Source organism: Nostoc sp. (assembly GCF_036917575.1).
In the GTDB taxonomy this organism is placed as follows: Bacteria; Cyanobacteriota; Cyanobacteriia; order Cyanobacteriales; family Nostocaceae; genus Nostoc.
The window spans coordinates 32,921-45,306 of record NZ_JBALDC010000089.1 but is presented as its reverse complement, the minus strand read 5'-3'; the positions used below and the strand labels follow the sequence as shown (position 1 = coordinate 45,306).

Here is a 12,386-nt window from a genome sequence, read left to right as displayed (position 1 = left end):
AACATTAACAGCCATTCTTTACGAAGAAGAAGGTTTGGATATTGCTGAATGTCCTGAAATCGGCACAGTTGAGCATTTCAGCTCAATCGAGTTAAAAAAAGATATTATCCAATATCTCGTTGTTTTGCTTGAATCAGATACGATATCCTCTAAGTTAGAAGACAGTAAATAGACTGTTGAGGCTGTTATCTATCACGCAAAAGCACAATAACATGGCTTTTTCTTATGAATTTCAACGCTATCGGAGCGTGGGCCCCCTCGATATCCTCCCAGGTCTAATTGGTTCCATCCTTCTACACTCTATTTTACTGATGGGGAGCAAATATTGGTTCACAGCTTTTGTGCCTGAGCCGAAGCAAGAGATTCCAATTGAGGTAGTTGAAGTTTATCCCGATGAAACACATATACCCCAAAAAACCCTATTCCGGGCTACCAAAAATTCAATTGCAGGTGGTAAAGCTTTACCGAAAAAACCTGTTTCTGCGGTGAAGTCAGTTAATTCAGATGCAGATAAAGCCTCTAGCAAGAGTCCTTTTGACTCAACAACCTCATCTTCAGCAGAGGTATTCCGGCCAGAACCAAAGCAGCAAAAACCGGAATCACCAAATCTATCTCTTCAACAACCCAAAGTTGAGCCAACAGCGATCGCAAAAGCAACTATCCCACCAGTACCCAAAGTTGAGCCAACAGCGATCGCAAAACCAACTATCTCACCAGCACCCAAAGTTGAGCCAACAGCGAACGCAAAACCAACTATACCATTGGCAGCTAAACCACAGCCAACAGCGATCGCAAAACCAACAATACCACTAGCAGCTAAACCACAGCCAACTGCGGTCGCAAAAGCAACTATCCCACCAGCACCCAAAGTTGAGCCAACTGCGATCGCAAAACCAGCAATACCATTGGCAGCTAAAGTTGAGCCAACTGCGATCGCCAGACCAACAATACCATTAGCAGTTAAACCACAGCCAACTGCGATCGCCAGACCAACAATACCATTAGCAGCTAAACCACAATCAACAGCGATCGCAAAACCAACTATCCCACCAACACCCAAAGTTGAGCCAACTGCGATCGCAAAACCAACAATACCATTAGCAGTTAAACCACAGCCAACTGCGATCGCCAGACCAACAATACCATTAGCAGCTAAACCACAACCAACAGCGATCGCAAAAGCAACTATCCCACCAGCACCCAAAGTTGAGCCAACTGCGATCGTAAGACCAACAATACCATTAGCAGTTAAACTACAGCCAACTGCGATCACCAGACCAACAATACCATTAGCAGCTAAACCTAAAAAAATAGTAGTAGCGCCTAATACTACACCATCGTCAGCCCTACCCCGAAAAACAGCGCTTGCACCTGCTATTAAATCACCAGTATCCAATCCTAAGAAATTAAGCCAGTCGGGAAGACTTTTAAGTAGGCGAACTCCTATAGCTCAGTCATCTCGGAAAACAGGTGCAGCAAGCTTGCTGAGTGGTACTCAAAGTGTATCTAGTCGGAATTTTAGCGGTAATTATCTAGCAGCCTTACCTAATTCCAACCGAGATAACCAAGCTGCTTCTGGTATTGATGCCAGCAGTCAAGATATAGATATGACCTCTTACTTAAACCAATTAAAGCAACAAGTCGAGCAGCAGTGGCTACCAGAAGTAAGCCAGTCTTCCCGGCGAACAGTACTTAACTTCACTATTAAACGTTCCGGGCAACTAAGCAATCTCCAGCTTGCACAAACCTCTGGATTCAGCGTCACCGATCAAGCGGCGCTCAACGCTATACAGCGATCTGCACCCTTTGCACCTTTGCCCACAGGATATATTAGTAACCACATCAATATTCAATTTACATTTGATATCAATGTCTATGGGCAGCTAGATTTATCGGGGAACGGTGGCTAAGAACAGGTAAATAATAGTCAGGAGTGCGAAACATCGCTTTTCTACTTTTGAGCGTTTTTGCTTAAGGTTTTTATAAATATTGCTTCTTTGAGTAATTTACTTGTAGATTTTCTGCGATACCACCACATCACAAAGCCAGTGATAAATAAAATTAATGGTGCAAGTCCAACAAAGATATAGAGGATGCGCGTAGGTAATCTGCCAAAAGTGCCGTAGTGGAGTGGTTCAAAAGAGTTGAGAACCCGATCGCCTAACGGTATCTTCAATATGTTATCTACTCGCAACACTTTACCACTGTACTGGTCGAGATAAACATAGCTTTGCCCATTCTCATCATCATCCTGGGGTAGCTTAAAGCGAATACTCAAAGCATCTTCTGGTTTACGAGGAAAGTAAATTGTCCCCAACATTGCATTTGGGAATGTAGCACGAGCAGTTTTTAGTTGGTCTGTCAGCTTCAGTGGAGTTTTGCCAGGAACACCTATAGAGACAGGTTCCGATGCTGGCTTGTGGGTAAATGTCACTGCATAAATGATCGGTTTAGTGAAATCAGAAAAATTCCAGCAGAAACCAGTGAAGCCAGTGAGGGCAAGAAATATAGCTGTAACAATACCTGCCACTTTGTGAATATCAAAGTTAATCCGTTTGGGATGAGCATTAAGTTTGATTTTGAAGCCATTAAGTAGTTTTCTCCAACCAGGCCAAAGGAGGAAGCCTGTAATACTGAGGATACACATCAATAAGGCAGCAATCCCAGCGATCGCATATCCAGTTTTGCCTAATAACAAAGCGTAGTGCAGTTCGTAGACAGCATTGAAAAATTTTTCCGAAAAAATTTCTTGACTGTTTCCAATCACCACCCCAGTGTAAGGATTGACATAAAGTTCAGCCAAATCGCTTTCCTGTTTCCTGGGAATAATGATCGCGGGAGCATTTGGCTTTGCAGATATATAAATCCGATCGATTGTTACGCCTAGTTGACTTACATAGGATGTTTTCACCTGATTGAGGATAACTTCTACAGGTAAGCGCTCACCTTGTGGAGTAATAGTTCCAATTTGGCGATGCAATAAAAATTCACTAATTTCATCGTGAAAAACTAACAAACTACCCGTTAGACCGATGATAATTGCAATCAAACCTACAGCTAACCCGATATAACGGTGTAGCCTGAATACAAAGTCTCGGAGTTTTTTTGAGTGCATGAAAGAATACTCCTTTGTATTCTAATTGGGTTAAAACTGCCACGAAATTGTTCCCTGCACCGTTAGCGGTTCGCCAGGAAAGACTCTGAGAATGTCAGAAGATGATTCGTAGTAATCAACGTTGAAGAGATTTTTGATGCTGATGGCAGTTCGCAAGCGATCGCGTTTGTAGAAAATGGAAGCATCTGTGCGAAAATAGCTCGGTAGGGTAAAATTATTATTCAAATCCCCTTCTCGTTCTCCAACATAGAATAAACCCAAGCCTAACCCCCATCCTTCTAAACTGCCGGATTGAAATTTGTAGGATGTGAACAAACCAAAGGAATTTTCTGGCGCATTAACTAAGCGGTTGCCTACAGGATAATCGTTGTCCTCACTGATGCGAGCATCAATGTAGGCATAACCAGCTGCAATGCTCCATCCTGGCAGAATTTCACCACTAATGTCCAACTCGATGCCGCGACTGCGTTGTTTCCCAGTTTGGATAGAAAAATTAGAATTATTGGGATTGGGATCGGTCGTCAGCACGTTAGAGCGAGTCAAGTCAAATAATGCTAAAGTTGCAGACAGTTTGTTACTCAAATCTCCCTTAATACCCACTTCATACTGAGTTCCAGTTTCTGGCTTAAATAAATTGCCATTGGCATCTGTACCACTGCTGGGATTGAATGATTGGCTGTAGCTAGCATAGAGAGAAATCGGCTGAATGGGTTGATAGACAATCCCAAATCGGGGGCTAAATGCTTCATCGGATTGGCTTGTATTAGTGTCTGCGATCAAATCCTTCGACTCCTGATTAGCCCAGTCATACCGTCCGCCTAGCACTAGTTTCAAGTTATCTGCTAAAGCAATCTGATCTTGGAGATAAACCCCAACAAACCCCCCTGATTGAGTACTATTACCTCTATCTTCAACAGCACCTCTGGGAGAGCCATACACAGGGTTAAACAGGTCAAGCGGTGCAACTTCGCCAATGATATACTCAAAATTAGTGCGTTTAGTGTTATATACCTCGGTTCCAAACAGAAGTGTGTGCTTAATCGACCCAGTTTGGAATTTACCAGTCAAGTCAGTCGCTACAATAAAGCCGTTTGTGGTATCATCTGTTTTTGGGTTTGGATCATCAAAGTAAGAGCGGCTGAGAGTTCGACCATCAGGGTCAAGGCTACTACCACCAGTAAATCCACCCCCTCCTCTTTTTGAAATTTCGTACCTAAAGACATTTCTTACTGACCAATTTTTGCTGAACTGATGCTGCAAATCATACCCAATTCTGGCATAGGAGAAAGTCTCGAAGTCATTTGGTTCACCTATAAAGCGATTGATGGGAATTTTACCATTAGGATTGGACAGCACCGTACCCATAGCAGGTAAGCCGGCAGAAGTTTGACTGACTGTTTTCGACACATCTCCTTCAATGGTAAGTTTGGTATTCGGGCTAATTTGCCAGCTAACAACCGGATTAACTAACCAACGATTATTACGACTAAAGTCAATGAAGGTATTTGAGTCTTGGTAAAAAGCATTTAAACGATATAGCACAGTTCGGCTATCGTTGAGTGGGCCAGAAAAATCCACTGCACCCCGGTAGAGGTCGTAACTTCCAGCGAGAAACTCAAGGTTATAGAAAGGGTCGCGTAATGGCTGTTTGGTGACAATGTTCACTGCACCACCTAAAGATCCCTGACCATATAGCACAGAAGCCGGACCTTTCAAGATTTCAATACGCTCTATGTTTGTGAGATCGTTTCTAGAGACTGAGCCGGAATCGACTTCTCTGACACCATTTCTGAGAATATTCGAGCTATAATCAAAGCCCCGAATAGAAAAGGCACTTAACCCTGCTTCATAGGAGGGATTGGAGGGAATCACACCGCTCACCGTTCTGACGGTATCATCCGGGTTGGTAACTACCCGGTCTTCAATCACCTGTCGGGGAACTACCTGAATTGATTGGGGAATATCGCGAATGGGTGTGTCAGTTATAGTTGCAGATGAAGCATCAGTTGCACCATATCCATCTTGTTCACCCGTTACCACCAATTCAATTGGGTCATCATTTTGTGCTGATGGTTGACTTGGCGGTGTCTGATTCTCCGGGTGAGGTTGCGTTTGAGGTTTTTGTGCCGATGATGCAGCAGTTGTCACAGAGAATATCACACCCTCATCAGGACTATCATACAACTCAACAGTAGGCATCGCTTCACCTATCACCGTCACCCGGATTGTATTGGTATCAAAGTTTGTGACTGTGATTTCTGTAACCCCTTGAATTGGTTTTTCAGAACGGAATGTGTATGCTTCACCATTAAGTAAACGCAGTTGAGCATTGGGAATATCAGCAATAAAATTATTGCCAGCACTGCGGTTTGTGATTTGCAACTCTTGCCCTTTGCTAGTCTGTAAAATCACCTCCACACCCTTGGAGGTAGGGTTTGCTTTAACTCCTGTCACTTGCACTAATTCAGAAGTTGGCACTGTTTGTGATGTTGGCGACTGCACTAGTAACATTTGGGCATTGCTGATAAAACGCTTTATCTGCTTAAGTTGCTGAATCTTTTTAATCGGTTCAACAACCTGTCCTTTGGTAGTCAGTTGAGTAGATTCTCCACTAGCCTCAGTGGATGCTGTAATAGAAGCAGTTCTTGTATTTTGCGCCCAAACAGGTTGAGCAATAAGTGACATCAAGACACTCGTGATGCATCCAGATAAACTGACAATAAAACATAATAAATTAGGCGATCGCTGAACCTTCATAGCTCCTCACACACAAAAAAAGCCAATACACTCCTTAGCAAGTCATCTAGGAAAACTTCCTATCTGACTTACTAATTTGTTGAAATTAATTGGCAATTAATTAAGTTATACGGAGCATACAGGATTTCAATGACTATTTCCGCTCACAGAAGACTGCTTACAACTCAAAGAAGACCAAATGTTTGATAAATTTCAAATAGCAGGTTTTTCTCCTAAACGACAGGCGCTAGGACTAATGCTATACTTGCGTTTGAAAGCCACAGCAAAATGCCCAGTATTGGCGTAGCCCACTATATTTGCCACTGTCGCTACGCTCAACTTACCTTCATAAAGCAACTGCCGCGCTTTTTCCATACGATAATCGTGCAGGTAGCCAAATACAGTTGTGCCAAAAATTTCACGAAACCCTCGCTTGAGCTTGTTGTGATTTATTCCAGCTTGCTTTGCCAAGTCTAGTAAAGATGGTGGATTATCCAGATGTAACAATAAAATTTCTTTAGCATTATAAATGCGGTCAATATCAATAGACTTGAGGGTTGTAACTAAATTTAAACCTTGTTCGCGCTTAACGGTTTGCTCTAGGTACAAAACCAATAATTCTAAGGCTTTGCTTTCCAGATATCGCTGTTTAATCCATCCTCGATAAGGGCAAGTTAAAATTTGCCTAATTGCTAGCTGCATCGCTGGGGTGGTTGTTCCTAGCAGATTAAAATCATCTTGCTTGTTTCCCTCAATCAAATTTTTTAACTGCAATGGTAGAGAGTCAAGCTGATTGCTGCCGTATGATTTGAGGAAAGAAGGCTCCATGCAAATCTGGACTCTGAAAATTCGTTGATTAGCAGGCCATTCTTCTGTCTCCATCGCAGAGCCAAATCCGAAACAATTCTGTCCGCTAATTTCGTGAAAGTAGTCGTTTGTATTGTGAATTACCACTCCAGCATCGCCGGAAATAAAAAATGTTAAGACTGATGCCGTCCATCCTTCTTCATAATCATCACAACGAATAAATTCTCGGCATTCAAATTCCCGAACGCGAAGCCAGAACCCATCCTGAAGCCAAATTAATCGCCTGTATCCTGTTCCTAACTGTTTAGGGTAATCAAAGATATCATCGAAGTCGTCTGATTGGTATAAACGATGGGTATTTTGCAAGCTCTGCTCCCATAGTTCATCATAGTCTGAGGCTGAAAGGGTAATTGTCATTGTTGCAGTTATTATCAAGTTTATTTTCAAGCTTATTGAAAAATAATCTTATTTTTTTCTAACTAGTTGATAATGGAACTCAGGTACAACACGAGCGGTGAGAGGTTGAAGTCGGATAGCATTTGTCAATACGCAATAGTACTTAAAACATAGTTAAAAATTGGCTCGAAAACACAATTTTTGAGCAGGCGATCGCATTTAGTTTGATATAAACAGTAGAGTCAATAGACAAAGCGACTTGGCAGTTCAAACTCGTGTGTCAGCATTTACGGTCTTAGAATAAAAGTAATTTTGCACCCAAAGCCAATCATGACAGAAGCAAAGACGCGGCGTAATTTTCTAATTACCAGCATTGCTGTAACAGGAGGTATTGTGGCAACTAATACCTTACAGCAAAATACTATCAACACTGCAACACCGCCAGCAACTATACCAGAACGCCTGCTGGGACGCACGGAAGCAAAACTGCCTATTTTTGGGTTAGGAGGAGCAGGACAAACGCCGCTATCCTGGGAAGGAAAAGAGAGTGATGCTACGGCAATTATTCAAAGAGCGCTGGAACTTGGGATTCGTTATTTTGATACAGCACCTAGTTATGGGCCAAGTGAAGATTATTTAGGTAAAGTGCTACCACCCCATCGCTCAAAGCTGTTTCTAGCAAGTAAGACAGATCAAAGAGATCGGGATGGTGCATGGCGAGAATTGGAGCGATCGCTTAAACGTCTGAATACAGATTATCTCGATTTGTGGCAGTTGCATCACGTTTCTTTTTCTGAAGAACTCGACACTATCTTTAGTCCATCGGGTGCAATTAAAGCTTTAGAAGAAGCTATACAACAAAAATTGGTGCGCTTTGCTGGTATTACCGGACATCACGACCCTCAAGTAATTGCTGAAGGTTTGCGTCGCTATCCTTTCCACACTACACTGATTCCTGTGAATGCCGCCGACAAACACCACCCACGTCCATTTATTCCGGTAGTTTTACCAGTGGCTAGAGAAAAAAATATCGGTGTGATTGCGATGAAAGTCCCAGCTTATGGTCGCCTGTTTAAATCAGGTGGGTTGACAGGTATGGAAGAAGCTTTAGGTTACACACTGTCTCAACCTGGAGTTCATTGTTGCGTGATTGCAGCAGAGAATGTGGCACAATTAGAGAATAATGTCAAGATAGCGCGGGCTTTTGTACCCCTGAAGGAGCAAGAATTGACAGCGATCGCTCAACGGACTGCTAATATCTGGGAGGATAGTACATTCTTCCGTGCTTGGACTTAGCCCAACCTTGCACATATTACAAAGTATATTTTGATTAATCACACTGATAATATTGTGCCGCTTGCGACATATTCAATTGTAGTAACTTCTCCTCTGATAACTTATATTGGAAACTCGGCTTAAAAGGCGAAATATTCAAACTACGAATAATTTCTGACGCCACAGCCTTTGCTAGTAAAGGAGGTACAGAGTTACCAACTTGCCGAAATCCATGCCATTTGGTTACATGAAATCTAAACCAATCTGGGTAAGAATGCAATCTCGCCGCTTCTCTGACTGTGATACAACGGGGCGTAAATGGATGAATTGGTCTTGGAGATGTGAAAGAACCCCTATACTTATCTGTTCCGGCTCTTAAAGTATTACAGACACCACCAGGATGTAGCTTAAAAAAACGACTAATTTTTTCTCTTTCGCCTTGTTGAGTTTCCTGAAAACGTTTAACAGTTTCCGCAGAATGTTTTGTGCTTAAACTTGAAGAAAGTATTCGCAAATCATATTCTCGTTTGTAAGAATAATCATCGTCTAGGCATTCGATACCGCGAAGTATAAGAGCATAGTTACTAGGCTTTTCGTATTCTGCTACAACCCAATCTCTTGTTAGTAACTCAGGATAATTTTCTATTTTAGGTAAATCTCCAATAGCATCCCATACTGTAGGACTCAATGGAATATCAGATATTTTTTTAGAAATTAAATTATTTAATAACGCTTTTTTAGTAATTGGCTGAGGATATTTCGGTAACTCTACATCCTCCCTTGCACCTATGAGAAATAATCTCTCACGGGACTGAGGTACTCCGTAATTTGCAGCATTGAGAATTTGGTAATTTTCTTCTACTTGATAGCCAGATATTTTAAATTCGCTAATTAAAATTTGCAGGATTTGTTTATGTTCGCCAACTGTGATTCCCCGAACATTTTCCATCACAAAGAATTTTGGTTTTAGCTCAAAAACCAGCCGATGAAAGTGAAACACCAAAGAGTTGCGTGGGTCATCAACAGCCCGTTTACCAATTAGGGAAAATCCTTGACATGGTGAGCCACAAATGACCACATCAATTTCACGATCGCCAATCTCAGACCGATTCCTAATTTCTTCCCCGGTTATATCCACAACACTTTTACATAACACTGAGCAATAAGGGAAGTTAAACTCATGTGTTGCACAGTGGATCGGGTCGATTTCCACAGATGCCAGTACGTCAAAACCAGCTTGTTCAAAGCCAAGAGTCATACCACCCGCGCCAGCAAATAAGTCAACTGCGATCGCTCTTTGTTTTTTCATCTCATAAGCCATGATGCCTCAAAAGGGATTAGGGATTGGGTATTGGGGATTAGGGATTGGGGATTGGGTATTGGGGATTAGAGATTGGGAATTGGGTATTAAGTACCGCGTATTAAATATACAAAATTTTCCCAGTCCCTAGTCCCTAGTCCCCAATCCCCAGTCCCCAGTCCCCAGTCCCCAGTCCCCAGTCCCCAGTCCCCAGTCCCCAGTCCCCAGTCCCCAGTCCCCAGTCCCCAATCCCCAGTTCCTACTCTCCAGTCCCCGATCGCATTTGCAAAATTTCTTGAGCAGCGCGATCGCAAACCCCAACTTCTCCTAAACTTTGTCGCATTTCTTCATAATCTAGTAAAGTTTGCTGTCTGCGACTGGGATTGAGTAGCAATTCCATCGCTGCTTGGATAATATTCTCTGGTGTGGCTTGCTCTTGTAAAAATTCTGGCACAATCGGCTTCATCACTACTAAATTAGGTGGCGATGCAAAGGTTACTGAACCTTTAAGGATTTTCCGAGCTATCCACGCAGTCAGACGACTGAGGCGATAAACTACAACCTGTGGCACATTCAACAGAGCGAGTTCTAAATTGACAGTACCAGATTTGCTAATAGCTAAATCAGCTGCGGCAAAAACTTCTTTGTGTTGATCTGATAGAACTGTAGCCCGTAAACCATAACGCTTAATAGCCTCCTCAATTGGCTGTCTATAGACTTCCAGCGATAGGGGAATCCAGAAACGAACCTCAGGTAATTTAGCTTGAATAGTTTGGGCAGCTTGAAAAATAATTGGTAAAAGATATTTTAGTTCTTGGCGGCGAGAGGCGGGGAGGAGTGCGATCGCAATTTCTTCTGGTGCAATCCCCAGTGTTGCACGAGCGGCTTCCCTACTCGGAGCATCTTGCATTCGGTCAACCAAAGGATGTCCCACCCAACTAACATTTGCGCCTTTCTCGCGAAAGTAACGGGCTTCTTGTGGAAAGATTGCCAACAGCTTATCTGTAAAACCAACAATCCGCTTAGTTCTACGCAAACTTATTGACCAAGCCCACTCTTGCGGAGCGATGTAATACACCACTGGCACATCTGGTAATTGCTGTTTCATATAAGTCCCAATTTCCAGATTGGGAGTCATATAATCGATCAGCACTACTAAATCCGGTGGATTTTGTTTTAGGGAAGCGATCGCCCGTCGTTGCACCTGGAGAGTCGGTAAAACATAAGGCAGCCCTTCTTGAATACCCACTGAGCCAATACTACTGGTATTTCCCAACAGAGTTGCTCCAGCCTCTACCATTTTTTCGCCACCCAGTGCCACAATCTCTAACTCTAACCCAATCGCCACAGCTTGACGCTTCAGCGCTGAAATTAGCAGTGACCCTTGTAAATCGCCAGAGACTTCACCAGTGCTGATAAATATCCGCATTTGATAATTGGTAATTAGTAAAAATTAAGAGTTAGGAGTTAAAAATTCAATTCATCAACTCATAACTCATAGATTATGATGTCTGGAAAACTAACCACAATTTCTGGTAATCCCACCCCATTAGCTACGCTTTTGTTTCCCTCCTCGCTTGCGAGGACGGGTTGAGGTGGGGTGCTTTGATTATGGGTAATTCGACAGACATGATATATCTTACATCTCACGATTCATCACTTGCGCCTTTTTTGCCTTTACTAGGAATCAAGCCACGTCTTCCAGGCATCTGAGAAAGTAGAAGGAAGCGTCGCAGATGCTGCAATTCTTCGCTATCTCCTAACAATTCCAACTGTTCCAAAGCATCCTTAAAAGACAGATTAGAACGATAGAGAATGCGGAAGGCTTTTTTCAGCATAAGCAAATCTGCTGAGTCCATACCAGACCGTTTGAGTCCTACAAGATTGAGGGTTCGCACCCGCGATGGATTTCCCTCCACCAACATATATGGGGCTACATCCCGGTCAATACGTGCCATACCTCCCACCATTGCTTGTCTACCAATATGCACAAATTGATGGACACCTAAAACTCCACTTAACCTAGCGCGTGATTCTATATGGACATGACCAGCTAACGCCACAGAGTTAGCAATCACTACTTGGTCTTCAATGACGCAATTATGAGCTACATGGACATAAGCCATCAATAGGTTCCCATCACCAATTACCGTCGCTTCACCAGCACCGGTAGCGCGGTTAATGGTAACGTACTCACGAATCAAGTTGTTATCACCAATTTTGACCCAAGTTGGTTCTCCCACAAACTTCAGATCCTGGGGTTCCATGCCGATGGCTGCACCTGTAAAAATTTGATTTTGCGCCCCAATTTCACAAGGTCCCTCTAGCACTGCATGAGCGCCGATTATTGTTTCAGGGCCCACTTTGACATGCGCTCCAATCACAGCATAGGCACCGACTTGCACTGTATGGTGGAGTTCCGATTTCGGATGAATTACAGCAGTTGGATGAATTAGCGTTTTCAAGTGTGAATCTCCAGAACTGTCTTAATAATCCAGCGCCAGGCGGGGTTTTTGAGGCAGCGCGTTACTCTGGTTTAGAGAGTTGTACCGACTACCGCCCCATTGAGGCGACTGGCGTTGTTGAGCGTGAAATATTTCAGTGAACGAAAGTGTCGGGCAAAGCAAGTTAAGTGTGTTTGTGAGTGCTTCTCGTAGAGAGGGCGGCGAAAATCAAGAAATTATCAGATGCTGTTGTGGATATCTTTTAACTGTTATCCTTTTTCAGGATTCAGCAAGGGCACTTCACGGCTATACC

General features: G+C 43.0%; 9 protein-coding genes. 3 read left to right on the top strand and 6 right to left on the bottom strand.

Annotated elements, in window-relative coordinates:
• The first annotated feature begins 212 nt into the window (after nucleotides 1-212).
• Nucleotides 213-1,910: a TonB family protein gene (locus tag V7K79_RS25980; RefSeq protein ID WP_335051795.1), complete on the top strand. Its 1,698-nt coding sequence runs from the start codon at nucleotides 213-215 to the stop codon at nucleotides 1,908-1,910.
• 41 nt (nucleotides 1,911-1,951) lie between these two features.
• Here the strand turns inward: V7K79_RS25980 and V7K79_RS25975 are convergent, their stop codons facing one another.
• From V7K79_RS25975 to V7K79_RS25965, 3 genes are all read right to left on the bottom strand, one after another.
• Nucleotides 1,952-3,115: a PepSY-associated TM helix domain-containing protein gene (locus V7K79_RS25975; RefSeq protein WP_335051793.1), complete on the bottom strand. Its 1,164-nt coding sequence runs from the start codon at nucleotides 3,113-3,115 to the stop codon at nucleotides 1,952-1,954.
• A 30-nt stretch (nucleotides 3,116-3,145) separates the two neighbouring features.
• Nucleotides 3,146-5,872, bottom strand: coding sequence for a TonB-dependent siderophore receptor (locus tag V7K79_RS25970; protein ID WP_335051791.1), 2,727 nt, complete (start codon nucleotides 5,870-5,872; stop codon nucleotides 3,146-3,148).
• A 192-nt stretch (nucleotides 5,873-6,064) separates the two neighbouring features.
• Nucleotides 6,065-7,075 (bottom strand): AraC family transcriptional regulator, encoded by a 1,011-nt coding sequence (locus V7K79_RS25965; protein ID WP_335051789.1) that lies wholly within the window; start codon nucleotides 7,073-7,075, stop codon nucleotides 6,065-6,067.
• Nucleotides 7,076-7,384: 309 nt separating this feature from the next.
• Here V7K79_RS25965 and V7K79_RS25960 point away from each other — a divergent pair, with 309 nt between their 5' ends.
• Nucleotides 7,385-8,350 carry an aldo/keto reductase gene (locus V7K79_RS25960; protein WP_335051787.1) on the top strand — a complete coding sequence of 322 codons (966 nt, stop codon included), beginning with the start codon at nucleotides 7,385-7,387 and terminating at the stop codon, nucleotides 8,348-8,350.
• 34 nt (nucleotides 8,351-8,384) lie between these two features.
• Here the strand turns inward: V7K79_RS25960 and V7K79_RS25955 are convergent, their stop codons facing one another.
• The 3 genes from V7K79_RS25955 to lpxA all read right to left on the bottom strand — a co-directional run bounded on the left by V7K79_RS25955 (nucleotide 8,385) and on the right by lpxA (nucleotide 12,094).
• Nucleotides 8,385-9,650 carry a DNA cytosine methyltransferase gene (locus V7K79_RS25955; protein WP_335051785.1) on the bottom strand — a complete coding sequence of 422 codons (1,266 nt, stop codon included), beginning with the start codon at nucleotides 9,648-9,650 and terminating at the stop codon, nucleotides 8,385-8,387.
• Between the two features lie 238 nt (nucleotides 9,651-9,888).
• The gene (gene lpxB / locus V7K79_RS25950; RefSeq protein ID WP_335051783.1) at nucleotides 9,889-11,058 is read right to left on the bottom strand and encodes a lipid-A-disaccharide synthase; all 1,170 of its coding nucleotides are present in this window, start codon (nucleotides 11,056-11,058) and stop codon (nucleotides 9,889-9,891) included.
• Nucleotides 11,059-11,275: 217 nt separating this feature from the next.
• A complete protein-coding gene (gene lpxA / locus V7K79_RS25945) occupies nucleotides 11,276-12,094 on the bottom strand; it encodes an acyl-ACP--UDP-N-acetylglucosamine O-acyltransferase (protein WP_335051781.1) in 819 nt (272 codons plus the stop codon).
• A 2-nt stretch (nucleotides 12,095-12,096) separates the two neighbouring features.
• On the opposite strand from lpxA, the gene V7K79_RS25940 reads away from it, so the two are divergent.
• Complete coding sequence (locus V7K79_RS25940) at nucleotides 12,097-12,234, top strand: hypothetical protein (protein ID WP_335051779.1); 138 nt, start codon at nucleotides 12,097-12,099, stop codon at nucleotides 12,232-12,234.
• Nucleotides 12,235-12,386 lie beyond the last annotated feature (152 nt).